This window comes from Rhodococcus sp. UFZ-B548 (assembly GCF_903819475.1).
GTDB classification, from domain to species: Bacteria; Actinomycetota; Actinomycetes; order Mycobacteriales; family Mycobacteriaceae; genus Rhodococcus_F; species Rhodococcus_F erythropolis.
The window spans coordinates 14,289-39,728 of record NZ_CAIJDS010000031.1 but is presented as its reverse complement, the minus strand read 5'-3'; the positions used below and the strand labels follow the sequence as shown (position 1 = coordinate 39,728).

The window sequence follows — 25,440 nt, the reverse complement described above, 5'->3', positions numbered from 1 at the left end:
TACTTCTCCAGGGAGATAACGCCATGTCAGACGACCTGCATTACCTCAGCGCCACCGAAGCTATTGCACACTTTCGCACGCGAGAATTGTCTCCGGTCGAGCTGCTACAAGCAGTCGTCGACCGAACCCAGAAGTTCGAACCTCACATCAATGCCTTCACCGAAGAGATGTTCGAGGAGGCACTGACCGGCGCTCGGGAAGCTGAGAGCCGATATCTCGGCCACGGACCCGATCCGCGGCCGCTCGAGGGAATTCCGGTAGCTGCCAAGGAAAAACACGCTATTGCCGGAAAGTCTCTGACCGAAGGTTCGCTGGCGGCGCGCGGAAACATCGCCCGCGAGAACGCGCCGGTGATCGATCGAGTTCTGGCAGCAGGCGGCTTGATTCACGCACGCACCACGACGCCGGAGTTCTGTGTTGCGGCGTTCACGCACTCTCCACTATGGGGCGTGACTCGCAATCCCTGGAATCTCGATTACAGCCCCGGCGGGTCATCCGGAGGTGCGGGCGCTGCACTCGCTGCCGGAACTACCACTCTGGCAACAGCATCCGATATCGGTGGGTCGACGCGGGGCCCGGCAGGCTTCACCGGCACCGTCGGACTCAAAGCGTCGTACGGCCGCATTCCCGGAGTCGCCCCGCTGTCCATGGATTCCTACCGTGGCGACGGTCCGATGGCCCGAACTGTCGACGACGCAATTCTTTTGGCCAACGTTCTGATCGGGCCGGATCCGCGTGACCATTCTTCCCTGAGGCCGGCGATCACGCTGCCACACGAGTACCCGACGGTCGAGGGAATGCGCATTGCCCTGTGCCTGCGGCTCGGTGACTTCCCCATCGAGCCTGACATCGAGGCGAACACCCGGGCTCTCGCACAGTCGTTGGTCGATGCCGGCGCGATCGTCGAGGAGATCGAGTTGCCGTGGACTCGTGATTCGATGGCAGCAGCGGTGAAAGTCCATTTCGGAACGATCATGGGTGCATCCGTCGCGGAAGTTGCTCGCGTCCACGGTGATCTTCTTGCCGACTACACGCTCGACAACGTCGCGATCACGTCGAAGGGCGCTGCAGAAATGTCATTTCTGGACGGCCTTCGCAAAGAAACCCAGATGCAACGAGAGCTCGCCGAGGCGATGGCTCCATTCGATGCGCTGATCTGCCCGACTTCGGGCACCATCGCCTTCCCGGCAGGCGAGTCTTTGCTCGACGGCCTCACGGTTGCGGGCCAGCACGTGAACACCACCGCCGAAGCACTTCTCACGTTGCCGTTCAACGTCGCCAATCGGTGCCCCGTACTAGCGGTGCCCAGTGGACACGCACACAACGGCGTTCCCACGGGCGTCCAGATCGTCGGCCATACGTACGACGAACCGACCGTGTTCCGGATCGGCAAAGCACTGGAGAAGATCCGCCCGTGGGCATACACCGACCAGCATCAACCGAGGCTGGACGTGGTGGCACCGGCTTCCTCTTGATCGCTGAGGAGATCAGAGCTTGGCTCTGATCTCCTCAGCAATCGGCTGGAACTGCTCGAGGAACGTCAGGGCCCAACCGAAGGACGCGACGCCCTCGTAGTCGAACGAGTACACCTGATCGTTCTTGACGGCGCGCAGACGCTGGAAGATGGTGTCGTTCGCCAACTTCTCGTTGATGGGACCCTTGCCACTGTTGGTGATGATGACGTCGGCTTCGTCGAGTAGCTCCAACTGCTCCTTCGGGAACCACTCGTTGCTGCCGGCAGGAATTGCGAGTGAGCGGTCGTTGAACTGGAACCCGGCCTCGCTGATGACCGTCGTCTGATACTTGGTCGGCGAGTACAGCGAGAAACCACTCTCCTCGAAGTACGTGGTGTAGACGACCTTCACCTTGCTCAACACGTCAGCATTGTCGCTGCGGAACTTCGCGATCCGCGCCTCGTACCGGTCTGCCAACTCTTGAACCTTCGCACTCTGGTTGAGTGCGTCCGCGACCCCGAGGGCGCGCTCCTTCCACGCGTACTGGCCGTCTTCGGCAAAAACTGCGGTCGGTGCAATCGACCGGATCTGCTCGTAAAGATCCGGGTTGTTCTCCGAAAGGAGGTTGGTCATCACGATCAAGTCGGGAGACAAAGCCGCTATCGCCTCGGCGTTGGGCTCGTACCAGCGTCCCACCTTCGGAAGAGACCGCAGGGCAGACGCATACGGTTCCGGGACACCGTCGGCGTTCTCGTAGTCCACCGGCAATCCGACGGGCGTGAATCCGGCGTCGAACATCGCGGGGCCTGTCTAGTAATCGGCGCTGACCACTCGCTGCGGGTTGGTGGGAACCTCCACCTGCCCCAGGGCCGTGTTGATGGTGCGCATCGAGCCCTCGGCCGATTCACTGGAGCTGGTTCCACAGGCCGTGAGCAATCCGATCCCCGCCAAGGCACCGGCCCCGAGGAAACCGCGTCGGGTAAGTGCTGCGGTGATGCGAGCGAACTCGGCATCGGTATCAGCGGTAGGCAAGAGAAGTGATGTCATGAAAGTGCCTCCAAGGCGCCGGTTTCGAGTTCATTGAGCCAGTTGATTGCCGTGCCGTAGTCGGTGACCTGAGCGCTGATTCCGAACGAGCGCCCAGATGCGACCGCGGGAATGCGGCTCCACAGCGGGCTGGCGAAGACGGATTTCATTCCTGCAGAATCAGTTCCGTTCGGCTGCTTCGGGTAGATGACGACGGTGACGTCCCGCAGCATTTCGAGTTGTTCGAGCGGGAAGGCTTCGAACCCGGTCGATGGGCGCAGATCCGGGATGAATTCGCCGCGGGTCACGTTCAGGTCGGCGAGCATCGCGCCGGTCACTCCGGTTGGATACAGGATGGAGAAGAGCCCCTCCGAACCACCGACAGCAACCTGGGCCCAACGATTGTCGCCAAGCTGCGCGGCGTAATCGGTGCGGATACGCTCCTGCATCGCCGTGTATTTCTCACGGTTCGACGCCAATGCCGAGCCTTTGTTGACCGCGTCCGCGACGCCTTCCGACACCGAACGCCAGTCAGACCGGTTCATACCCGAATAGACCGCTGTCGGAGCAATTTTCGAGAGCTCGCGGAACATGTCCTCGTCGATCTCGTACGCATCACCGACGATGAGATCGGGCGCGGCAGCCACGACGGCTTCGCGGTTGACTTCGAGGAAAACCCCCACCGTAGACAAGCCTTCGATGAACTTCTGCTGTGTCGGGGTGAACTGGTCGATGTACGCGCTGTAGTCGAGCGTCGCCACGGGTTGGGCGCCGACGGCTTGCAACTGCCACGGGGTGTTGTAGGAGACGGCGACGATGCGCTGCGGATCGACGGGAACGTCCACGGATCCGTAGTGCGTCTGCACAGTCCGAGTTGCACCGTCCGGTCCGTCACCGCCCTCCCCACTACTGCATCCGGCAAGCGCGAGCATGGACAGTGCGGCGGCACTTCCGCCGAGAAAGCCGCGACGAGTCAAGGCAGCAGTGATGCGAGCGAACTCTGCATCGGTATCTGGCGTCGGTAACAGGAGTGGTGTCATGGGTTTCCTGACGGTATCCGAATTAGGGCTACCTAAAATTACTCTCACCTGCACTGTTACGGTGAAGCGTCATGGCCAACCACTGTTTCGATCGAGCCATCGATACGCGCACCCCCTCGGTCGACGGCCGGAAGCCGGTACGTTCTTGGTTCGTGACGCCTTCGCGACAGGACTTCCCCGGCATCATGTTGTGGGGAGCGCCGACCCTGGAACCGTCGACGTGGAACGAGCCGGTGTCCACCCCGAACCGGATCGTCGCGGAGCCGTGGTCCGTCAGCACCATCCGGTTCAAGAGCACGGCAACTGGCGTCTGGGATTTCCATACCCACCGCGAACATGAACTGCTGTGGTCGGCAGGTGGGACCGTCACCCTCGAAGCGTCCGAACACCTTTGGATGGTTCCGCCGATGCTCGGCATCTGGATTCCTGCCGGCACTGCGCACCGCGTCCGCTCCGACGACGGCGCCGTCATCTTCGCGACGTACCTGACGCCGGATCGAATCGACACCGATTGGGACTCGATAGTCGGCATACCCATGACCGGTGCACTTCGGGAGGTGTTGTTACACAACGAGAACAACGCCATGCCCGACCTGAAGCGACTACGGCTACAGCAGGTGGCAATCGACCTCATCCATCCCGTTCAGGCCGCGAGTCTCGACATTCCGTTGCCGAGAACGCCTGACCTCCTTTCGATTGCCCAGCAGATCATCGCCGATCCGGCGGACGACCGCACCACTTCCGACTGGGCTCGCACCATCGGCGTGAGTGGCCGGACCTTGATGCGCCGCTTCCAGGCCGACACCGGCACGACGCTCACTCAATGGCGAATTCTGGTGCGCGTCCGCGTTGCATTGATCGAGATTGCCGCAGGCAAACCTGTCGTCGCCGTGGCCCGCGGCCTCGGGTATGCCAACCCTGGAACGTTCATCGACCTGTTCAGGCAGGTCATCGGCCACACCCCCGCCGCGTACTTCCGCTCGTTCTCACCTGTCATGAAACCGCATCAGAATGGCACCAAACCCGCACGGGTGACACGTTAGCGTTGTTAGGCAAGGCAAACCATGTTGCCCGAACACGTTGGAGAACACCACAGATGCACCACCGCCGCCGCCGTTTTGCCAGGTCTATCGCGCTCGCGGTCGGCGCGATCCTGATCGGCACGCTCGCCTCGTGCAGCTCGTCCGACGACCAGCCCTCGCCTTCGGCCGAGACCATCGACTACAGCTTCGCGGGGTACTCCGCCCAGATACCTGCCGACCCGCAGCGAGTGGTTGTCATCGACTCCCGGACGTCCCTCGAGTTCGCACTTCTCGCCGATTACCCGATCGTCGCCCTCGATTACGACGAGTCGAGCCATCTCGCATCCAAGGTCCCTGCCGATGCGGGGCATTTGGGCGGCAATCTCAGTAAGGAGGACGTGCTGAGCTACAACCCGGACCTGATCCTCATCTCCGTCGGCTGGTACGAGAGCTACAAGTCACAGAACCTCACTTTCGAGGACATCGCACCGGTTCTGGTGATCCAGGACGGCAGCTCGCCCGACAAGGAGACCGAATCACTCGGCGGGCCTCTGGGATTCATGGGCGAGCAACTGGCACTACTGGGCAAGACCGCCGCCGCCTCGGCAGCACAGGCGCGGTACGAAGCCGCTCTCGCCACTGCCCGCGACGACGTCGGTTCCGTCGCGCAGACCAAGACGATCGCCTTCGCATCGCTGATCGAGGACAAGTTCTTCGTGTTCAACACCCCGAACAACCTGACCGTCGACGTAGCGTCGTCACTCGGTTACACGATCTTGTCCAACGATGCGATCACCGCCGCCCAGTCGGCCGCGATCGGCGGCTACAGCGCCGAATTCGGTTGGGAGAATGCGGATGTGCTCGCCGACGCCGATGTCGTCGTCGCCCAGAATCTCGACTCCTGGCCGGGCAACCCGGCGTGGGATCGTGTTCCAGCCGTGGCCGCCGGCAATGTTGCACCGCTCGACTACGACGACAAGGTGGGATTCGCACTCACCTACACGGACTTCCTGAACAAGTTGGCGGACACCACTCGCAACCTGCAGTGACGCTAACTGGTCATACCACTTGACCTCTCACCAGTTAGCGTTTACGGTCGGTACATGTTCCAACCCGTTGCACGTACCTCCGCTTCCGGCGCAGTGTTCGACCAGATTTCAGTGAAAGTACTGGCCGGAGAGTTGGCCGCGGGTGAGGCGCTACCCAGCGAGCGCAAGCTCGCCGAGGCATTCGGTGTCTCGCGGCCCGCAGTCCGCGAGGCAATTCAGAAGCTCGCCCAGGCCGGGCTCGTCGAGGTCCGCCAGGGCGAGTCCACGTCCGTGCGAGATTTTCGACGCCAGGCCGGACCCGAGCTTCTCCCCCAGTTGTTGGTTCGAGACGGCGTCCCCGACCTGACCGTGGTGCGCAGCGTCCTGGAAACTCGCGAGTTGATGGGACCGCAGATCGCGGTGCTGGCCGCCCGTCGCATCTCCGCGGAATCTGCCCGAGAACTCGACACGGCCGTGGATCAACTAGGCGCCACCGAAGATCCGGTAGAGCTGCAAGACCGCGCTCTGGCGTTCTGGGACGTCGTCGTCGACAGCGCGGATTCCATTGCCTTCCGTTTGATCTTCAACAGCCTGCGCGCTGCATACGAACCGGCCATGACTGCACTTGCCTCCGTCATGGTCGCCGAAGTCGGCCAGACCGACCTGTATCGAAAACTGGCCTCCGCCATCACTTCACACGACGAGTCAACTGCCGAGGCGTCAGCCGCACAGCTCCTTCACACCGGCACGACGGCAATCGGCGATGCTCTCACCTTCCTGGAAGGACTCAAACCATGAGCAAGCCTCTCACTCTGGCCGACGCAGCACGGACGTTCCGCAAGTCACCGACGCCGTGGATGATCGGCACCATGTTGATGGTCGCTGCGGCAGCGCGCTTCACGCTGGGCAACTGGCAGATCACCGACGCCCTTGTTCCGCTCGTGATGCTTGCCGCATTCCCCTTCGTGGAGTGGATTATTCACGTCTTCGTTCTCCATTGGAAGCCGCGGACCATTGCCGGCGTCACCCTCGATTCACGCCTGGCGCGCAGCCATCGGGAGCACCATTTCGCCCCGCGAACCATCTCACTCATCTTCATTCCGTGGCAGACGCTCCTGATCGTGATTCCCGTCCTGACTGCCGTCGCACTCCTGGCGTTTCCCCGTGTCGAACTCGGTCTGACCTTCCTGACCTGTATTTCCGTACTCGGCCTCGGCTACGAGTGGACTCATTTCCTCATCCACAGTGACTACAAGCCGAAAACTGCTCTCTACCGGTCGGTTTGGCGCAACCATCGCAACCATCACTTCAAGAACGAGCACTACTGGTTCACCGTCACCACCGCGGGAACGGCCGATCGCGTACTGGGCACGTACCCCGATCCAAAATCCGTCGAGACGTCCCCGACAGCCAAGAATCTGCACGGCACCGCGTCGAAGCTGTGAAGAAACGCCGATTCCTGGCCCCTAGCTGGCAATGAACTTGAACTTGACTGTGTATCAGTGATTTTCGTTGAAACCCACCCGAACCGTGCTTAGTGTCGATGGAGTCAGAAGTTCGAAAAGCGCTGTAACCGAAGGACACAACACATGTTCAACGATGTATTCAACAACGTCATCCACCCGATGGTCACGAACTTCCAGCAGTTGGGTCCCCAGCAGTTCATTCCTCAGCAGTTCATCCCTCAGGGCCTGTTCCAGCAGGCACCGCAGGCAGCAGAGCAGGCAGTGACGATCTTCGGTAGCTGATACCGCAATCCACAGATAGCGCCACTCAGGGGTCGTCCGTCCAATATGCTGGACGGACGACCTGAGTGCCTCCGCCTGACAAGGATCCCCATGAGCCCCAACACCCCCGTCCACGCATTCACCGATGACGCCATGGGCGATCTCGACGCCACCGGCGTCGCCGCCCGGATCAAATCAGGCGAGGTGACCGCACGGGAAGTCATGGAGGCGTCGATCGCGCGCGCCGAGGCAGTGCAGGGGCGATTGAACGGTCTGGCCTGCACAGATTTCGATCGCGCCCTCGCCAGGAGCAACCGGTCGGCCGCGGGCATCTTCGCCGGTGTGCCCACCGCGATCAAGGACAACACCGACAGCGCCGGCCTTCCCACCCAGCAGGGCAGCACCGCCTTCACAGCAGTCCCCGCCAAGGCTGACAGCGATTTCGCGAAGCAGTTCCTCTCCACCGGGGCCATTTCGATCGGCAAGACCCGACTGCCCGAGTTCGGATTCAGTGCGTCCACCGAGTACATGACGGAAGAATCCGTGCACAACCCGTGGAACCCGGCCTACTCGTCGGGCGCTTCCTCGGGTGGCGCTGCCGCACTGGTTGCTGCCGGAGTCCTCCCGATCGCGCACGCCAACGACGGTGGTGGATCGATTCGCATTCCCGCCGCTGCCTGCGGACTCGTCGGACTCAAACCCACTCGCGGCCGTACCATCGCCGATCCGGCCGACAAGTCGATGCCGATCCGGCTGATCTCTCAGGGCGCCGTCACCCGCACGGTTCGCGACACCGCACGATGGATGTCAGCGGCCGAAAGTTACTACCGCAACCCACGACTCGCACCGGTGCGCCTGATCGAAGGACCCAGCTCAACCCGCCTGCGCGTCGGCGTGATCACCGATTCCGTGACGGTCACCAAGACCGACGACGAGACACGCAAGTCCGTCGAAGCTACGGCTGAACTCCTTGCCGGCCTTGGCCATCACGTCGAGGACGCGGCATTGCCAGTCGGACCGGAATTCATCGACGACTTCAGCATCTACTGGGGCTTTTTGTCGTTTGCCATCTCCACCGGTGGCAAACAGATGCTCGGGCCCGACTTCGACAAGTCCGGCACCGACAATCTCACGAAGGGCCTCTACACGCTGTACCGGAAGAACCTGGTGAAGACGCCGCGCGTGCTCTACCGCCTGCGACGCCTCCAGCAGCAGTACAGCGCCATGTTCTTGAAGTACGACGTCGTGCTCTCGCCGGCTCTGGGGCACACCACCCCCGAGCTCGGATACCTCTCTCCCGCTCAGCCTTTCGAGGAGCTCTTCGACAAGTTGATCGCGTACACGTCGTTCACACCGCTCAACAACATCTCCGGTGGTCCCGCGATTTCGCTACCGATGCATCAGACCAGCAACGGTTTGCCGTTGGCTTCGCATTTCTCCGCCGATCTCGGCGACGAGCGCACGCTCCTCGAATTGGCCTTCGAACTGGAAGAGGCTCAGCCCTGGAGAAGAATCCAGGACTGAGCCTCACCCGTAGATACCCTCAGTCTCGCGGCAATCCGAGCATGCGCTCACCGATCACGTTGAGCTGCACCTCGGTTGTGCCGCCGTAAATGGTGGTGGCACGGCCCGAAATGAGCTGCTCCATCGCCTTGTCGCTCGGCTGACCTGGGATGCTGACCGCTCCGGCAGCACCCAGTTCGGCGACGACGAACTCGGCGATCGACTGGCTGATCTTCATCGCCAACAGCTTGCCGACGCTCGACGTCGTACTCACGTCGATCCCCGAAAGTTGCTTGAGCACAACGCGGGAGCCGATGAGGTCGATCGCCTGACTCTCGGCAACCAGCTCGCCGACGCGGTAGCGCCCGATCGGGCTCAGGTCTGCCGACTTCGCGAACTTCAGCAGATCGGAGTCCGAGGCGTACGCCTCCATCTTCTGGCTCAGGGCGACGCGCTCGCCGGCCAGCGTCGTACGTGCGACGTTCCAGCCGTCGTTGACCTCGCCGACCACGTTCTCGTCGGGGATGAACACGTCGTCGAGGAACACCTCGTTGAACAACGCCGAACCCGTCATCTCACGCAGCGGGCGGACGGTGATGCCCGGTGTCGACATATCGAGCACGAAGTAGGTGATGCCCTGATGCTTCGGCTTGGTGGCGTCCGTACGGGCGATCAGCATTGCCCAGTCGGAGAACTGAGCAACCGTGGTCCAGATCTTCTGACCGGTGATCTTCCAACCGCCGTCGACCTTTTCGGCCTTCGTCGACAGTGATGCGAGGTCGGAACCAGCACCGGGCTCACTGAAGAGCTGGCACCACACCAGCTCACCCTGCAGGGTCGGTATTGCCAATTCCTGCTTCTGCTTGTCCGAACCATGCGCTACGACGGCCTGCACGGCCCAGGTGCCCATCAGGAGCTGCGGCATCGAGATTCCCGCAGCCTTGATCTCCTGGGAGATGACGATCTGCTCCAGCGGAGCGGCGCTGCGCCCGTACGGCTTCGGCAGGTGAGGCTGAACCCAGCCGCCGTCGCCGAGCGCGATCAGCTGGTCGTCCTCGTCGAGCTCGACCAACTTGGCAAGCTCGGCCGCGATGCCGCCGCGGATCTCCTCTGCCTCTGGCGGCAGTTCGAGAACCGAAGCCCGGCTGACACCGTCAAGTGCCTGCTGCGCAACACGGTTGGCACGATCCTCGCGGGTACCGAGAATACCGCGGATCGAGAGCGCGCGCCGGTAGTACAGGTGGGCGTCGTGCTCCCACGTGAATCCGATGCCGCCGTGGACCTGCACACAATCCTGCGCTACCTGCACTGCGGCGTCCGGCACGATGACTGCGGCGATATCGGCGGCAAAATCTGCCGTGTCGTCGCCCTTGTCCAATGCGCTTGCCGCATCCCACACAACGGCGCGTGCCTGCTCGAGCGCAATGCCCATCTGCGCACACTTGTGCTTGACGCCCTGGAACTGGCCGATGGGTCGCCCGAACTGCACGCGTGTCTTGGCGTACTCCGACGCAGTGGAAACACACCAGGACATGACGCCGACGTCTTCGGCACCGAGAACGACTGCGGCAATGGACCGTACCCGCGCCTCGGTGGGACCGTCGAGTATCCGTTCGGCGCTGATCTGAACATTGTCAGCTTCGATCCGCGCACTGCCGCGCAGCACGTCGATGCTGTCCTGCACGGTGATCGCGACTGCGCTGCTCTCGAGCACCGCGTAGCGGACACCCTCGGGCAACTGGATCGGGACCAGCAGCACGTCGGCATGTTCACCGCCGAGCACACCGTCGAGTGCGCCCGTGATCTTGTATCCGCCGTCCGACGACTCGGCCGTCAACGGTGCACCCAAGGCGACTGCTGCCGTACGACTTCCGTCGATCAGACCGGGCAGGAACTCGGGTCCCGCCTTGGAATCGGCGGCACCGAGAACGGCGCTTGCCAATACTGTCGGAACAAACGGGCCGGGAGAGACAGTGCGGCCCAATGCTTCCAGTGCCACCGCCAAGGTCAGCAGACCGGCGCCGTGACCACCCTGTTCTTCCGGAACCGCGAGCCCGAGAAGGTCCTGCCCGACCAGGGCCGTCCAGAACTCGGGAAACTTGTCCTCGGTCCGTGATTCCACCGCCGCGCGCACCTGCTCGGTGGTGATGGTGCGCTCGGCGAAGGACCGCACCGAATCTGCGAGTGCGGTGTGCTCCTCACTCAGCCCAAGGCCGAGTTCGTATGCGTTGCGTGCCATGCGCTTACAGACGTTCTGCGAGGTCGGCGGTGGTCCAGGGACCCTCGCTCTCGATGGTGTTCACACCGTGCCAGCCGGCGAGTTCCGTGATGGCTCCACCCTGAACGGCATACACCTTGCCGGTCAGCTTGCAATCCGCTGCCGCAAGATAGGCCACCAGCGGGGAGATGTTGGACGGCGCAAACGCGTCGAACTCACCCTCGGGGACCTCGGCGGCGAACAACGCGCCCATACCGGGTGTCGCCAGCGTCAGCCGAGTACGCGCGATCGGCGCAATAGCGTTGACACGCACGCCGTATCGATCGAGCTCGTCAGCGGCCACCAGAGTCAGGGCTGCGATGCCCGCCTTGGCGGCGCCGTAGTTGCCCTGGCCCGCGTTGGGCATGAAGGTACCCGAAGCCGAAGCAGTGTTGATGACCGAAGCGTTGACGGTCTCGCCTGCCTTGCTCTGGTCCTTCCAGTACGCGGCAGCGTGGTGCAGCGTCGCTGCGTGACCCTTGAGGTGCACGGCAATGACTGCGTCCCACTGGCTCTCGTCCATACCGGCGATGAAGGCGTCACGAAGAATGCCGGCGTTGTTGACCAGTACGTCGAGTCGGCCGAACTCGCTGACGGCCTGCTTGACAAGGCCCTCGGCGCCGTCCCAGGTGGCGATGTTGTCGGTGTTGGCAACAGCCTTGCCGCCTGCAGCGACGATCTCGTCGACTACCTGCTGCGCGGGGCCGGCATCTGCACCGGAACCGTCGTTTGCTCCGCCGAGATCGTTGACCACGACGCTCGCACCCTCACGAGCGAAGAGCAGCGCATGCTCACGGCCGATGCCGCGTCCTGCTCCGGTGATGATCGCTACGCGACCGTCGAGACTTCCCATCAGTTCAGATTCCCATCAGTTCAGTTGTCGGACATGAAGACTCATTTGTCGGCGATGACCGCGAGGCCGTCCTTGATGACGAGGTCGCCGACCGCGCTGGTTTCGTACGAGTACGACGTGGCTCCGTCTGCCGAACCCGACTTGTGGAACACCGTCTCGATGTCCTGTGTCGGGAGTACGGGTTTCGCGAATCGCACTGCGAGACGGCGCAACCGCTCGGTCTCGCCGCCTGCCAGTTCGGTCAGGGCTCCCCACGACGTGAACGCCATCGTGCACAGTCCATGGTTGATGATTCCGGGGAGCCCGGACATCCGAGCGATCTCCTCGTCGAGGTGAATCGGCATCGGATCGCCGGAAGCCGGTGAGTACCGGAATGTCTGGTCCTCGTCGATGTGCTGGTTCACCACCGCTGCGGGACTACCAGCGCGAAGAGCGTCGTCGAATCGGTGTTCGGGAGCCTTCTCGCCAAGTCCGGGGCCCGCGTCGACCTTGCGGAAGAAGGCCGTCATCCACTGCTCGTTGACCAATTCACCCTTGTCGGTTTTGGTTTCGACGTAGATGACGACGGTGGATCCGTTGTCTCGGCCCTCGAATCCGATGGGCTTGGCACGAGCGACAAGGTGGTCACCGGGGTAGATCGGACGGTGGAACAGGAAGTCCTGCTCACCGTGAACGAGCTTCATCAGCAGTTCGACCGGCGCCACCGACAGCGCAGCGGGTGCCATCGACATGAAGACGGGTACCACCGCGAAGACCGGTGGAGCGATCTCGCCCTTCAGGTGTCGCTCGATGGGATCGTTGGTGGCAGCGGCGTATTCAGCGATGCGCTCGGCTGTCACCTCGAAGTGCTCCGGATCGGTCCATACGTCCAGCCCGGACGTATCGAATTCGACCGCGTTGGTCTTCGGTGTCGTCATTGAGCCGTTACCCGACCAGCTCGGCGAACTTGGCCAGCGAGGCCTCGAGATCAGCCTTGGCGTTCTTCGCTACTGCCTTGCCGATCGGCCCGACGATCATGGTGCCCTTGAAGCTGGCGTCGACGGTTGCCTTCGAACCGGCACCGTCGGCCTCGACCGAGAGAACGAATTCGACGGTGACGCCGGCCATTCCGGTACCGGCAATCTTGACCATCTTCGGAACCTCGACCTCTTCGACGGTCCACTCGATCTTGTTTGCCATACCCATCACGGAGACGACCTCGGTGAACTTGGCGCCCAACGCAACCTGGGTGGGGAGTTCACTCTTCCAGCCCTGGTGAATGGTGAGCCACTCTTCCCAGCGAGACAGGTCGGAGAGCGCATCCCAGGTCTTCTCGGGGGATGCGGGCAGTACAGCGGAGACGGAAACGGAAGCCATGATGAAACTCCTAGTGGGTAGCTGGCGGGTTGTGGGTGTGATTCAGCGTGCGTAGGGCTTGTATGCGGTCACGACAACTGCGCCGCCGAGTCCGATGTTGTGCTGGAGAGCGACCTTCGCACCGTCGACCTGACGCTTGTCGGCGGTTCCGCGGAGCTGCCAGGTGAGTTCGGCGCACTGGGCAAGGCCGGTTGCGCCGAGGGGGTGACCCTTGGAGATGAGGCCGCCGGACGGGTTGACCACCCAGCGTCCGCCGTAGGTGGTGTCGTCGGCGTCGACGAGCTTGCCGCCGTCACCTTCGGCGCACAGTCCGAGCGCCTCGTAGGTCAGCAACTCGTTGGTGGAGAAGCAGTCGTGGAGTTCAATGACGTCGACGTCGTCGGCGGTGATCCCGGCCTGCGCGTATACCTTCTCAGCGGCCTTACGAGTCATGTCCGCGCCGACGAGACTGATCGCGCTCTTGTCCTCGAAGGTGCTGTTCATGTCGGTGACCATGGCCTGCCCGACGATCTCGATCGCCTGAGCAGCGAGGCCGTGCTTCTCGACGAATGCTTCGCTGGCGATGATCGCCGCGCCGGATCCGTCCGAGGTAGGCGAGCACTGGAGCTTGGTGAGCGGCCCGTGGATCTGGCGTGCTTCGAGGATCTGCTCGAGGGTGTACTCGTCCTGGAACTGCGCGTACGGGTTGTTCAGTGAGTGCTTGTGGTTCTTGACGGCGATCTTCGCGAACTGCTCTGCAGTGGTTCCGAAGCGTTCCATGTGCTCGACGCCGGCCGCGCCGAACATGTACGGAGCGGGCGGCATCGCGAACTCCTGCAGCTCGGCGAGAGCGAGGAGGTGCCGCATGAGTGGCTGTTCACGGTCGTCGTAGGTGGATCCGAGGGACCCGGACTGCATCTTCTCGAAGCCCAGCGCCAGTGCGCAGTCGGCCTGACCACTCTTGACTGCCTGCGTGGCGAGGTAGAGCGCGGTCGATCCCGTCGAACAGTTGTTGTTGACGTTGACGATGGGGATGCCCGTCAGACCCAGCTCGTAGACAGCCCGCTGACCTGCGGTGGACTCGCCGTAGACGTAGCCGACGTATGCCTGCTCGACCTCGGTGTAGTCGATACCCGCGTCTTCGAGCGCCTTGGTACCCGACTCGCGTGCCATGTCGGGGTAGTCCCACTCGCGGGCTCCCGGCTTCTCGAACTTCGTCATGCCGACGCCGACGACAAAAACCCTGTTACTCATTGCCACTCCTGAAGAGAACGGTATCTGTGTGTGACACGCTGTCCCACCAAAGTATGTGAGACATCTTGTCCAGTCAATGGCGGGGTGAGTATCGTTCGATTTATGACAAAAACAGCCGAGTCGGCGCAGCCCGACGGGCGCAGCACTCGCTGGAACGATCACAAGGAGCAGCGCAAAGCGCGGATCCTCGACGCAGCACTCGATGCAGTCAACGAAGGTGGCGCCGACGTCGGCGTCCAGCAGATCGCCGAGCGCGCCGACGTCCCCCGTTCCGTTGTCTACCGGATCTTCAAGGATCGAGCCGACCTCGACGAGCAGCTGCGAGTTCGCATCCTCGAGATGATGATGACCGACCTGACACCCACCCTCACGCCGCAGGGTACGGTCGGCGAGGCTATCTCACGGGCAGTCGAGACCTACCTCCAGTGGATTGTGAAATACCCACGACTGCACCACTTTTTAGGCAAGGGCTCGCCGAGCACGCGGGCCACCGGTTCGAAAGTGGTGACCGGAACCAAGACGGCCATCGCCGTGCAATTGGGGAACCTGTTGGGTGCGATCCTCGCCAGCCGCGGGAAATCGTCGAAGATGGCGGAGCCCTTGGCTTTCGGCGTCATCGGATTGGTCGACGTCAGCGTCAACCGTTGGCTCAGCCAGCCGGGTTCCGATGTGACCAGTGCGGAATTGGCCGAGTTCCTCGGGCGCTCCATCTGGCAGGTTCTGGACGGCAATCTTCGGAGCATCGGCGTCGACATAACTCTGTCGACTCCGATCGCCGACCTGTGACAGTCACCGAACTACCCTGGGCACTCGACGGACGTGGACTTCAACTGATCCGGGTTCCACCACTCGCCCTCCACGCACTGGGTGAAGACAACGCCACTCTCGCAATGGAACTCGAACCCAACCTCCTGACCCCGTATCTCCTCGGCGAAGAATGCCAGGGCTTGTGGCGCTACCGGAGCAAGCAGATAACCGGGAACCCACTCGACAGCGCGTGGATCACCCGCATCGCCGTCGATGCCCGCACCTCGACGCCGGTGGGGTTGGCCGGATTCCACGGTCGCCCCGATGCGCGCGGGATGGTGGAGATCGGATATCGCATCGATCCGGAATTCCGGCGACTGGGCTACGCTCGAACTGCCCTCGAGATACTTCTCGACGTCGCGAGTCGCCAATCCGAAGTGCACATCGTTCGAGCGACCATCAGCCCGGACAACATCGCATCGCGAAATCTGATCAGCCAGTACGGTTTCAACGAAGTCGGTGAGCAGTGGGACGAAGAAGACGGTCTGGAGACCGTCTTCGAAGTCAGCGCCTCTCGATCGGCTTCGGCCGCCAACGGTTGATCACACCGAACATCGACAAGGCGAAGATATCGGGAGTCAACCGCACCGCAACATCACGCACTGCCGCCAACGGACGACTCGCCGGCATCACCACGGTCGACATGTGTCGCGAAATCCATTGAACAGTTATAACTCTACGACGCCGAACCTTTGTGTAACCCCCTAGGTCGTGCGCATAAGCGGCGAGAGTGACGGCATCCTCGATGGCCAAAGCCGCACCTAGCCCGAGGTGTGGGCGCATGGCATGAGCGGCGTCGCCGATCAACGCAACTTTGCCGCGTGTCAACAACTTCGGGGTCCGAATCTCGAGCAACTCGTTCACGATGATGCGAGCTGGGTCAGCGTTCGCGACCAGTTGCGACACCGGTTCGGGCCAGTCAGCAAAATGCTCGAGGCTCTCGACGCCGCGTCGCGCACCCGCGAAGGCATAGGTGCGGTTGCCCGCCAACGGAAGAATCCCGAACTCCCCTCGAATCCCCCACACCTGTCCGACAAAATCCGGCGGTGGACCATCGATGATCCAGCGCCAAGCGGACACGCCGGTCCGTTCCACGGTTCCCTCGCCGGGCCAGATCTGCTGTCGCACAGCACTGTGCACACCGTCCGCGGCAACGACAAGGTCGTATCGAGCGGTATCACCATCGGTGACGATCTCGCCGCTGCCATGATTTCCGCAGCCCACACCGGTCACCCTGGTTCCGGTGCGTAGGCACTCGGCGGGGATTGCGCGAACCAACACGTCGATCAGATCGGCGCGGTGGATTGTCACCAGATCGCGCCCGCCGGCGAGATCACCAATTCTGCGCGTCACCAGATTTTGGCCGCGCAGATTCCTGATCGCGCCCGAACTGTACGGAAGCGACTTCGCCCTGATCTGGGGGCCTACACCGATTTCGTCCAGTGCTGCCAGCGCGTTGGGAAACAACACGACGGCGGCGCCCACCTCCGTGAACTCGGATGCACGCTCGTACACGGTGACATCCCAGCCTGCTTTGCGGAGCGCGATGGCAGCCGTCAGCCCGCCAATTCCCCCGCCGACGATTCCCGCGCATTGTCCTTCCGGCACAGGTCAGATCCTCTCCGGAACCGTGACAGCCGTCAACCCGCTGGTTTTATCGGTCCAGTGAATGGCACGGTCCTCCAGCATCACCGGCGTCCATAACCTGTATGTCTTCACCTGATGGTGATGGCGACACAGGCATTGGAGGTTGCTCGCAATGGTCCACCCACCGCGTCTCGGATCGGAAGGATCGAACTCGGTGATGTGGTCGAGTTGGCACCTGTTCGCGGGCACCGAACAACCAGGGAACCGGCAGTGACCGTCGACGGCCCGCACCAATGCGGCCAGAGCCGCTCCCGGAGTGTAGGTCAGCGCGCCGGGAGGTGGATCGGGCTGGGCGCCATGCCCATCCGATCTTCGAACTATGTCCGGGGCTCGCGCGACCAACCGTTGCATCGCCCGAATCCGATCTCCGCAGCCTTTCGGTTCGCGACTCAGGCGATCACGTCGGGTGACAAGCGGCAGGACAGTCGGAGCATGTTGCCGACGCGGTCGATTCCCGGCGGCCTGAGAGCGGAAGTCGACAAACAGTGCCTGCCAAGTGGAATCGGCGGCAAGCTCGCGAGCAAAGTCGGGATCGATTGGCCCGTACCCGTCGATGCTCGCGGGATCTGACGTCAACCCGAGGAGCGTCGGCAGATCGCACACGATGTGCAGCAACGGCTTCCGACGCGAGGGCGCAGTTGATCGACTTGCTGGGGATACTGCCTCGCACGTTTCGCTGCCACACTGGCAAGTCAGCCCGTTCTCACCGTGCAGGAGAGCAACCAGCGCGTCGGCCCGGCGCGTCGAGGCATTTCGTGGATCGTGGTTGCAGACGCTTCCGGCGGCCTCGTTGATCAGGCCAAGCGCTTCGACAGCCTCGTTCGCGCTGAGTGTTGCCTGCAACTGGGCGAGTCCGTGACGGTCTGCACGCGTGCGAACATCGCGGTGCTCCAGCATCTTCCGGCGACGTTCGGCAGCAGCATCCGGATCGTAGGCAAAGAGCTGACGTTCGATGTCGCGCTCCAGTTGCCCGGGCGGAAGACGGTGCGCCGAGGCAAGTACCCGGCGCTCGAGTGCTGCGATCGCCTCGGGGTCGACCCCGGTGAGTCCGTCGACAATCTTGCGCACGCGCGCATAGTCCAGCTCGCCGGCAGCAAATGCGGCCTTGGTGAGCGGAAGGAACTCGCGCAAGGCGTCACCGATCTCGATGTGAACTTCGGCTGTGCGCCGCGAACACGTGAGCATGACCGCGATCTCGTTGCACGCGATCCGCCACGCCTTGTCGACATCACCGGACACGTCGAGTTCCGCATTGAATCTCGACTCCGACAACATGGATGCACCGAGCACCTTCTGTGCGGCCAGCATGTTCTCGCTCTGCGCCGTTGCAAAGAGCATGTCCGGCAGCACGAGTGGATCGACGACAGGACGGCCGTCATCTACAACTGCCCCCACACCGCCCGTCGATCCATTATCGAACATACATTCGACACTAGACCTGCCCACCGACAAGAAAGCTAGAGTGCCGGTTTGTATCCCTTACCCTGCATCCAGGCGAGCACATCCAGCACCCGGATCGCCGGAATGGCATCGTCCAGTCCGGCCCGAACTCGCAAGTCGAGCAATCGCACGTGTAATTCTCCGTCGTGCAAGGCCTCTCGTACCGGTTCCACATGGGCAGCCTTCGTTCCCAACTCCCGCCCGATGACGTCGTCGTAGATCGGGTAGAGCCGCGGACGCTTGCGTGCGATCAGTTTGGACGCCATGGTTCGCCCGACGCCGTGAATCTCTCGAAGCGCCGTCTCCAACCGCCACACCGGAGATTCCGGAGTGAAGGGATCGGGTTCGTTCGACAGATCGCGATCGGGGCCCACGTCGGCCAGGAGTCGGTTCAGTTCGGCATTGTTCTCCCCGAGTAGGAAGAAGGCCCCTTGCGCCGGAACCTGAACCGACAGAAGCGTCACCGCAACAAGATCTTCCGCGGTAAAGATGTTCGCATCACGATCGCGGTTGCCACTGGGATCCCAGGAATCCCACAGCGCACCGGTACGGAGATAGCCCGTCTTTCGGAGCGGCCTCGTGAAGTATTCCTGCAGCACGTCGACCGCGCCGGCATCGTCCCCGTCTCGCAGCACACGCGGGAGGCGGATGGGCAACTGATCAACCATGGTCGAGCGACCTTTCCAGTACATATTTGGCGAACCCGGAGTTGTGATATTGCCGAAATGGGCCCTTGCCCTTGGCAACAAGATGCTCCGCGAGTGGACGTACCGTCGTCACATCGACAGGCAGTAGGGCGAACTGTTCCAACGCATCCGAGTCCTCGAGACTGCAGTCGATCACGGTCCCGTCGCCGTCGGCGGACGCCAACTCGGTGCGTCTGATGGCGACCAGATCGTGCTTGGCATCGAGTTCTTCGATGCTGCAGCCGGTTCGCGATTCCAGTGCCGAACTGGATACGTACACGGACATGACGTGCTCGATCGGCTTACCGCCGACCAGATGGCACTCGACGCTCAGAATCTCCATCGGACCGATGTTGAGTGTGAACAAGCGATGGCGCTCCGCCGATCGATTTGTCGACGGCAGGCAACTGATCGTCCACTGTTCGATCTCGACGGCGGCCGGCGCATCGAACGCGTAGGAGAGAACCTCGGCAATCAGCTCGGCAAGATCTTCGAAGAGCGGGTCGCGCTGCAACCGCTCGAAATTCTCGACAGAAGCGGCGGGACGCACAGGCGCCTTGCTCACGCAGGTCCCCTCTCGTCCGGTGCTTTGCTCTCAGACCTCGCGTCCAAGGTACCCAGCCCTACGCGGGTCTCGCGCGTTCGCCCTCACATACACCCTCGCGTTATGGTTCTCGACACGCACCACCGCCTTACCGATCGCTAACTCGAGGAGCACACGAAGTGGAAATCAAGGGAACCGCAGCACTGGTCACCGGAGCGGCATCAGGCCTCGGCGCCGCAACAGCCAAGCGCCTCGCCGACGCCGGTGCTACCGTCTTCGGCCTGGATCTGCCCGCGTCGATCGAGCGCGCAGGCGACAACGTCCCCGCCGGCGTCACTCTCATCCCCACCGACGTGACCAGCGGCGAAGAGGTCGAGGCAGCGATCAACCAGATCGTCGAGTCGGGCTCCCCGCTGCGCATCGTCGTCAACTGTGCCGGTGTCGGCTGGGCGGGACGCATCCTGTCCAAGAAGGGTCCGCACGACCTCGAGCTGTTCCGCACGGTCATCACCGTCAACCTGCTCGGCACCTTCAACGTCATGCGCCTGGCCGCCGACGCCATCGCCAAGACCGAGGCCGTCGACGAGTCCGGCCAGCGTGGCGTCGTCATCAACACCGCTTCCGTTGCTGCCTTCGAAGGACAGATCGGCCAGATCGCGTACTCCGCTTCCAAGGGCGGCGTGCACGGCATGACTGTTCCGGCTGCCCGTGACCTCGCGCAGTTCGGCATCCGCGTCAACACCATCGCCCCCGGCATCATCGACACCCCGATGCTCGCAGGCGTCACCGACGAGTACCGCAAGGGCCTGGAGGCCGGCGTTCCGTTCCCGTCCCGCCTGGGCCAGCCGTCCGAGTACGCGCAGCTCGCGCAGATGATCGTCGAGCACGACTACCTCAACGGCGAGACCATCCGCATGGACGGCGCTCTCCGCATGGCGCCGCGCTAACTTCCCTGCTGTGCGCCTTTATTAACCGCCCGCGGTTAATAAAGGCGCACGGTTGTCAGAACGAATGAAAATACCCACCGCTGGATTGGGCAGTTGCGCTGAGGTACTCGGCCACTTCCGTCGCCGGCATCGGTCGGCTGATGTAGTAACCCTGAACCAATTCGCAACCCGCGGTGAGCAAGAGCCTCAGCTGGTCGGCCGTCTCCACGCCTTCCGCCAATGACTGCATACCGAGCGCCTTCGCCACCTCGACCACCGAAGTGACAACTGCCGAATCACCCTCGCTCAGTTCGGTGATGAACGACCGGTCGATCTTGAGAATGTCCAACGGCAGTTTCTTCAAACTCTCGAAAGACGAATAGCCGGTTCCGAAGTCGTCCAGGGCAATCGCAATTCCGGTGGCACGCAGACGATCCAGCTCGGCGACGGCAAGCTCCTCTACCGCTCCCGTCTCTGTGATTTCCAGCTGAAGCCGTTTGCTGGACAGACCGGATGCCTCCAGCGCAGCGTTGACTGCTGATCCGAAGCCGGACGACATCAGTTGCACCGGAGAGACGTTCACTGTCACGTAGGTGTCGTCCGGCCACGTCGTAGCCTCGGCGCACGCCATGTGCAGTACCTGGAGCCCCAGCGGGACTATCAAGCCTGTCTCCTCCGCGACATCGATGAAAATGCGCGGCGCAAGCACTCCCCGCACCGGATGGTTCCAGCGAAGCAGTGCCTCGAATCCCTCGACGCGGCCGGTGTCCGCACGAACCTGCGGTTGGTAGTACAGCTCGAACTGCCGAGACTCGATCGCGAGCCCAAGCTCTTGCAGGGCCGATGCTCGTTCCCTGGCCCGCGCCCGCAGCACCGGCGAGTATCTTCCGACCCGGTTCTTACCAGCGGATTTTGCCACATACAGCGCGAGGTCGGCGGACATGACAAGCGTGTCCGCGTCTTCGGAATCTGCCGGCGCGCTGGCATAACCGATCGATGCACGAACCTCGATGCGATTCCCCCGCACGAAAAACGGCTCACGCAATGCACCCAGATAGCGAGCAAACACCTCACCGCCGTCCCCTGTTCCCCGCAAGACGACGCCGAATTCGTCGCCACCGATTCGGGCACACATGGCACCGTCGACCACCCGATTGAGCCGTGCAGCAACGGAAATCAACAATTTGTCGCCGACGGGGTGTCCTAACGTGTCGTTCACCGACTTGAAATTGTCCAGGTCGAGGATGCCGACAAGAACCTGCTCGCCGGTCCGGACAGCGCCGAGCGCGTCGGACAGCTCCGTGCCGAACGTCCGGCGATTCGGGAGCCCGGTCAGTCCGTCGGTTGCAGCGAGCCACAGAATTCGCCGCTCGTAGTTGTACTTCTCGGTGATGTCCGAGCCCACGCCTCGCCAACCCACGAACTCCATGGCCTCGGAAAGCCTGGGATGACCCGACAGAGACCACCATCGGTCGACGCCGCCGACACGAACGGGAATGACGACCTCTCGAAACGGCATGAGGCGGTCGAGGTGATCTCCGATGACGTGGACCGCGGCTCGTCCACTCTTCGTCGAACCGACGTCGAGCCGATCCAACAATCCGCGCAGCGACAGGGTTCGCAGGTCGGAGACAGAGACTCCCGAGATCTGCGACAGCCGAGCGGAGGTGTGCGACAACGTCCCGGTGGTGTCGACTTCCCACAGCCAGTCACGAGACCCGCCCTCGAAATCGTCGAGAAGCAAACTGACCGTCTGGCGCTCGGCAGCAGCCTCGAACTCGGCAAGACAACGACTTCGGAACGACGCCCAGAGGTACACGACGCCGATAATCAGTGTCACCGAGTAAACGACCAACTGGAACGAGAGGACAGTGTATTCGGTGGTTCTCTTAGGCAGGATAACGACGAGCAATCCGATGCTGTGCACCAGAATCCACGCTACCGCTATCGACCGAACCGTCGACAATGCCACGGCGCCGGCGCCCATGACTCCGGCGAATGTCGCTATAAGCACAAGCTTTCGCGAGTTGTCCGTCACGGGAAGCATCGCGGCGGCGAGAACGACAAGCAGAAGCCCAAGCAGGATCACCTCGAGCATGAGCGCCCAGTAGTCGTACCTCGTCGTATGTTTGGGCGTGTACCGGCCCTTCAGGACGACTCGCGGTATCCAGACGCGCACCGAATTGAGGACAACCAAGAAGGCCGCAGAACCCCAGATCGCCCGAAACTCGTTGTGACCGGGGGGTATGACGTACGCAAGCAAAGCGCACACGCTGAGTACATTGACCATGTTGGCCAGTGGCGCGACCGTCGTCACCTGCAGTATCTGGCGTGCGAAGAGGTCGCGCCGCTCGACGTCAGACAGTTCGGCGTCGCTCGCACTCGAAGTCAGCCTGCTCAGCATGCAACACCCTCCATCGTGGAGCCGACCAGATGAAGGTAGCGCGGATGCGGGCTCGGGACACACGATGACGAGAAACTACGAATTGAAATACACTGTTAAATAGGATGTTTCAGACAATAGCGACAGAACGGATCGGCGCTACAACTCGGAAGCCAGCGGAATTTCCTTCTCCGCACGGTCCGTCATCCACTCACGTAGAACCTTGGTGGCAATGACGTCGTCCTCGTTGTATTGCAGGATGCGTGTCCGCTGCGTCTCGTCCGGCTCACCGTCGTAGCCGACCGCCTCGCGGTACCACGCCATCGACGCTTCACCACCGGCTTCGGCGTCACGCCAGTTGAACCCGGCGACGGGGGCAATCTTCTTGAGTCCCTTGCCGTTCGGGCAGATGAACTGATCACTCACCGCTTGATAGATGTCGACCCACTGCGGACTGTCGATGAACTCGCGGATCTCGTCCTTGCTCGGAATCCCGGGCTCACCGGCAAACCTGCGCGCCGAGTCCAACAACCACTTGTCCTCGGCCGAACGCGAATAGCAGTACGCGGCAAAGGTTTTACCCGAAGCAGCGGCTGCGGCACGCTCCGCCATCAGCCAGCCCCAGAACTCCGCGAACGACCGCGCCTCGTCACGCGTCGGCAGCGGATCCCACGTCGCAAATCCTCGATACATCGAGAAGCCACCGACATTGAGCAGCGTTCCCCACAGGTAGGCCCCGTGCTCCTGATAGCTCTCCATGTCGACGTCGATCTCGATGTCCGCCCGAGTCACCGAGATCTTCTCGAACCGCCGGACCAACGGAGCATCTGCCAACCACGCCTTGGCGATCACTACTGCGTCGTCGAAATTTCCGTGCGGCCAATCCTCGAGCGGCTCACCGTCCCAGGCGGCCAGCTGATCTATCGTGTTGCAGCCGACGTCGCGCAGAAGCTCCGCGCGCGATCCGACAGCCACCAGGCTGACATCGCGGTTGCGAACCAACTCCTGCTTGCATTCGGTCCACCACGGGCACGACTTGCACTCGCTCACCTGTGACGGAGACGTCAGCACCTCACCGCGGGCAACAGCGATACGGTCGGCGAAACGCTCGTCGTAATCGTCGAGAATCGCACTGAGGTCGTGGACGAGGACGCAGTCTCCGTTGTATCCGATCGCGCCTGCCGTGAGCGACGGGCTCGCCAGCCCACGACGCTCGAGCATCCGATAGACCTGCGCGACGCGCATCTGATCGCGGACCTGACTGCGGACCTTGCGCTTGGGATCGACCGCGGGCTCCCATTCGAAGAGCCCCGAGGTGATCGCGCCCTGGCCGGGATCGGTCACCTTGTGATTGACGACAATGACGGGGATGTACCCGCCGCCCTCGTCGTCACGGATGAGCATTTCGCAGCGGCCCTTGCGTCCGGTGTCGCGCTCGACGGGCAAGACCGCGCCCCAGATCCGGTCCGCGCCGGCCTCACAGGCAGCAAGAGTGTCACGAGCCTGAGCCGACGCCGATTGATCGGGGTTGATCTTCACCCAACGCTCGGGAGCAGCACCGATCACCAGTTCGGCGATCTCCGCGCGCTTCGCGATCGCGGCATCCTGGCGCTGCTTGACGCCGGTGTCGACGGGTTCCGAAGCCGATTTCCCGGGAAACAACCCGTCCAGACGCACCCGATGACGGCATCGGGTCAACGCCCCCGAATCGATGATCGGGAGCTGGGGCGCGGGGTTGTTAACGGAACACACGATGACGAAGATTATGTGCTCCCCTAGGCTGAAGCCGAAGCGCAGGTACCTGGCAACACACAAACACCTGGAAACGGGGTCCTTTTCGATGGGGTTGTTCAAGAAGCGAAAGTCTCGTGCCACCCGCAAGGCGGAGGCAAAGGCTCTCAAGCACAAGGCTGAGGTCGAGGCGAAGCTCAACGCCAAGAGCCAGCGTAAGCGCGACAAGGTCGAGACCAAGTCGCTCAAGAAGCTGGAGAAAGCCGAGATCGAGTCACAGCACAAGATCGAAAAGGCGCAGATCGCGACCCTGAAGGCGCAGGAGAAAGCCGCTGCGAATCAGGGCCTGACTGTCGCCAAGGTGCGTAAGTACCTGGGTGTGGCACGTCTGCTTGCCCCCGTTCTCCTGCCGATCGCCTACCGCGCTGCCACGGCTGTGCGCGCCCAGCTCGACACCACGCGTGCACAGAAGATGGGCATCGCCGTCGACCAGCTCGGTGACTACACCGGTCACGGCGCGAAGTTGAGCGCTCGTATCGCCGGTGCCGAGAGCTCGGTCACCGAGATCCTCAGCCGCAAGCCCGACGATGCGGAGACGCAGCGTTTTGCCGCCGCCATCCGTGAGCGCCTCGGCGATCTCAGCACGGCAGTTCGCGCTGCCGAGCAGATGCCGCAGGCTCGCCGTAAGGCAGCTCACCAGGCAATTTCTTCCGAACTCGACGGCGTCGAAGCAGATCTGCTCGCACGTCTCGGCGTGCGCTAGACCTGAGAACGCCA

At 62.5% G+C, this 25,440-nt stretch carries 25 protein-coding genes; 11 read left to right on the top strand and 14 right to left on the bottom strand.

Features of this window, described 5'->3' with window-relative positions; all coding sequences use genetic code 11:
- The first annotated feature begins 23 nt into the window (after nucleotides 1-23).
- Nucleotides 24-1,475, top strand: coding sequence for an amidase (locus H7C86_RS23410; RefSeq protein WP_069146688.1), 1,452 nt, complete (start codon nucleotides 24-26; stop codon nucleotides 1,473-1,475).
- Nucleotides 1,476-1,487: 12 nt separating this feature from the next.
- Here H7C86_RS23410 and H7C86_RS23405 read toward each other — a convergent pair whose 3' ends face one another.
- From H7C86_RS23405 to H7C86_RS23400, 3 genes are read right to left on the bottom strand one after another with little or no spacing between them, the layout of a single operon-like run.
- Nucleotides 1,488-2,252 (bottom strand): ABC transporter substrate-binding protein, encoded by a 765-nt coding sequence (locus H7C86_RS23405; protein ID WP_259349284.1) that lies wholly within the window; start codon nucleotides 2,250-2,252, stop codon nucleotides 1,488-1,490.
- A gap of 12 nt (nucleotides 2,253-2,264) precedes the next feature.
- The gene (locus H7C86_RS37360; protein ID WP_259349283.1) at nucleotides 2,265-2,501 is read right to left on the bottom strand and encodes a twin-arginine translocation signal domain-containing protein; all 237 of its coding nucleotides are present in this window, start codon (nucleotides 2,499-2,501) and stop codon (nucleotides 2,265-2,267) included.
- Complete coding sequence (locus tag H7C86_RS23400) at nucleotides 2,498-3,520, bottom strand: ABC transporter substrate-binding protein (protein ID WP_182262326.1); 1,023 nt, start codon at nucleotides 3,518-3,520, stop codon at nucleotides 2,498-2,500. The genes H7C86_RS37360 and H7C86_RS23400 overlap by 4 nt, the downstream gene beginning before the upstream one ends.
- Before the next feature lie 152 nt (nucleotides 3,521-3,672).
- Between H7C86_RS23400 and H7C86_RS23395 the strand changes: the two genes are divergently transcribed.
- The 6 genes from H7C86_RS23395 (at nucleotide 3,673) to H7C86_RS23370 (ending at nucleotide 8,821) form a co-directional block, all read left to right on the top strand.
- Entirely contained in the window at nucleotides 3,673-4,563 is an 891-nt protein-coding gene (locus H7C86_RS23395) for an AraC family transcriptional regulator (RefSeq protein ID WP_198538398.1), read from the top strand.
- 53 nt (nucleotides 4,564-4,616) lie between these two features.
- The gene (locus H7C86_RS23390; protein ID WP_182262325.1) at nucleotides 4,617-5,591 is read left to right on the top strand and encodes an ABC transporter substrate-binding protein; all 975 of its coding nucleotides are present in this window, start codon (nucleotides 4,617-4,619) and stop codon (nucleotides 5,589-5,591) included.
- Between the two features lie 54 nt (nucleotides 5,592-5,645).
- Nucleotides 5,646-6,368 carry a FadR/GntR family transcriptional regulator gene (locus H7C86_RS23385; protein WP_019746349.1) on the top strand — a complete coding sequence of 241 codons (723 nt, stop codon included), beginning with the start codon at nucleotides 5,646-5,648 and terminating at the stop codon, nucleotides 6,366-6,368.
- Nucleotides 6,365-7,015 (top strand): sterol desaturase family protein, encoded by a 651-nt coding sequence (locus H7C86_RS23380; RefSeq protein WP_182262324.1) that lies wholly within the window; start codon nucleotides 6,365-6,367, stop codon nucleotides 7,013-7,015. The genes H7C86_RS23385 and H7C86_RS23380 overlap by 4 nt, the downstream gene beginning before the upstream one ends.
- A 144-nt stretch (nucleotides 7,016-7,159) precedes the next feature.
- Nucleotides 7,160-7,318 carry a hypothetical protein gene (locus H7C86_RS23375; protein WP_020905720.1) on the top strand — a complete coding sequence of 53 codons (159 nt, stop codon included), beginning with the start codon at nucleotides 7,160-7,162 and terminating at the stop codon, nucleotides 7,316-7,318.
- A 90-nt stretch (nucleotides 7,319-7,408) separates the two neighbouring features.
- The gene (locus H7C86_RS23370; protein WP_182262323.1) at nucleotides 7,409-8,821 is read left to right on the top strand and encodes an amidase; all 1,413 of its coding nucleotides are present in this window, start codon (nucleotides 7,409-7,411) and stop codon (nucleotides 8,819-8,821) included.
- Nucleotides 8,822-8,840: 19 nt separating this feature from the next.
- Here H7C86_RS23370 and H7C86_RS23365 read toward each other — a convergent pair whose 3' ends face one another.
- Genes H7C86_RS23365 through H7C86_RS23345 form a run of 5 tightly spaced genes read right to left on the bottom strand, consistent with a single transcriptional unit; the run spans nucleotide 8,841 to nucleotide 14,499 of the window.
- Entirely contained in the window at nucleotides 8,841-11,039 is a 2,199-nt protein-coding gene (locus tag H7C86_RS23365) for an acyl-CoA dehydrogenase (RefSeq protein WP_182262322.1), read from the bottom strand.
- A gap of 4 nt (nucleotides 11,040-11,043) precedes the next feature.
- Complete coding sequence (locus H7C86_RS23360; protein ID WP_007735961.1) at nucleotides 11,044-11,910, bottom strand: SDR family oxidoreductase; 867 nt, start codon at nucleotides 11,908-11,910, stop codon at nucleotides 11,044-11,046.
- A gap of 41 nt (nucleotides 11,911-11,951) precedes the next feature.
- Complete coding sequence (locus tag H7C86_RS23355; protein WP_021342394.1) at nucleotides 11,952-12,827, bottom strand: MaoC/PaaZ C-terminal domain-containing protein; 876 nt, start codon at nucleotides 12,825-12,827, stop codon at nucleotides 11,952-11,954.
- A gap of 7 nt (nucleotides 12,828-12,834) precedes the next feature.
- Nucleotides 12,835-13,266, bottom strand: a complete 432-nt coding sequence (locus tag H7C86_RS23350; RefSeq protein WP_019746343.1) for an SRPBCC family protein — start codon at nucleotides 13,264-13,266, stop codon at nucleotides 12,835-12,837.
- A gap of 42 nt (nucleotides 13,267-13,308) precedes the next feature.
- A complete protein-coding gene (locus H7C86_RS23345) occupies nucleotides 13,309-14,499 on the bottom strand; it encodes a lipid-transfer protein (protein WP_007735955.1) in 1,191 nt (396 codons plus the stop codon).
- 102 nt (nucleotides 14,500-14,601) lie between these two features.
- Here H7C86_RS23345 and H7C86_RS23340 point away from each other — a divergent pair, with 102 nt between their 5' ends.
- Entirely contained in the window at nucleotides 14,602-15,285 is a 684-nt protein-coding gene (locus H7C86_RS23340; RefSeq protein ID WP_020905717.1) for a TetR/AcrR family transcriptional regulator, read from the top strand.
- Nucleotides 15,282-15,848, top strand: coding sequence for a GNAT family N-acetyltransferase (locus H7C86_RS23335; RefSeq protein ID WP_182262321.1), 567 nt, complete (start codon nucleotides 15,282-15,284; stop codon nucleotides 15,846-15,848). The genes H7C86_RS23340 and H7C86_RS23335 overlap by 4 nt, the downstream gene beginning before the upstream one ends.
- On the opposite strand, the gene H7C86_RS23330 is transcribed toward H7C86_RS23335, so the two are convergent.
- Genes H7C86_RS23330 through H7C86_RS23315 form a run of 4 tightly spaced genes read right to left on the bottom strand, consistent with a single transcriptional unit; the run spans nucleotide 15,811 to nucleotide 19,644 of the window.
- Nucleotides 15,811-16,914 (bottom strand): FAD-dependent monooxygenase, encoded by a 1,104-nt coding sequence (locus H7C86_RS23330; RefSeq protein WP_182262320.1) that lies wholly within the window; start codon nucleotides 16,912-16,914, stop codon nucleotides 15,811-15,813. The two genes, H7C86_RS23335 and H7C86_RS23330, sit on opposite strands and share 38 nt — an antisense overlap.
- A gap of 3 nt (nucleotides 16,915-16,917) precedes the next feature.
- Complete coding sequence (locus tag H7C86_RS23325) at nucleotides 16,918-18,375, bottom strand: HNH endonuclease signature motif containing protein (RefSeq protein ID WP_182262319.1); 1,458 nt, start codon at nucleotides 18,373-18,375, stop codon at nucleotides 16,918-16,920.
- Nucleotides 18,376-18,410: 35 nt separating this feature from the next.
- Nucleotides 18,411-19,061: a DUF6308 family protein gene (locus H7C86_RS23320; RefSeq protein WP_084325541.1), complete on the bottom strand. Its 651-nt coding sequence runs from the start codon at nucleotides 19,059-19,061 to the stop codon at nucleotides 18,411-18,413.
- Entirely contained in the window at nucleotides 19,054-19,644 is a 591-nt protein-coding gene (locus H7C86_RS23315) for a hypothetical protein (protein WP_020968068.1), read from the bottom strand. The genes H7C86_RS23320 and H7C86_RS23315 overlap by 8 nt, the downstream gene beginning before the upstream one ends.
- A 158-nt stretch (nucleotides 19,645-19,802) precedes the next feature.
- Between H7C86_RS23315 and H7C86_RS23310 the strand changes: the two genes are divergently transcribed.
- Entirely contained in the window at nucleotides 19,803-20,570 is a 768-nt protein-coding gene (locus H7C86_RS23310; protein ID WP_003944195.1) for an SDR family NAD(P)-dependent oxidoreductase, read from the top strand.
- A 55-nt stretch (nucleotides 20,571-20,625) separates the two neighbouring features.
- On the opposite strand, the gene H7C86_RS23305 is transcribed toward H7C86_RS23310, so the two are convergent.
- Both H7C86_RS23305 and H7C86_RS23300 read right to left on the bottom strand, forming a co-directional pair.
- Nucleotides 20,626-22,953, bottom strand: coding sequence for a bifunctional diguanylate cyclase/phosphodiesterase (locus H7C86_RS23305; RefSeq protein WP_182262318.1), 2,328 nt, complete (start codon nucleotides 22,951-22,953; stop codon nucleotides 20,626-20,628).
- 138 nt (nucleotides 22,954-23,091) lie between these two features.
- Nucleotides 23,092-24,648: a TM0106 family RecB-like putative nuclease gene (locus H7C86_RS23300; RefSeq protein ID WP_029537352.1), complete on the bottom strand. Its 1,557-nt coding sequence runs from the start codon at nucleotides 24,646-24,648 to the stop codon at nucleotides 23,092-23,094.
- 124 nt (nucleotides 24,649-24,772) lie between these two features.
- Here H7C86_RS23300 and H7C86_RS23295 point away from each other — a divergent pair, with 124 nt between their 5' ends.
- Nucleotides 24,773-25,426 (top strand): DUF6474 family protein, encoded by a 654-nt coding sequence (locus H7C86_RS23295; protein WP_003944178.1) that lies wholly within the window; start codon nucleotides 24,773-24,775, stop codon nucleotides 25,424-25,426.
- The last annotated feature ends 14 nt before the right edge of the window (nucleotides 25,427-25,440 follow it).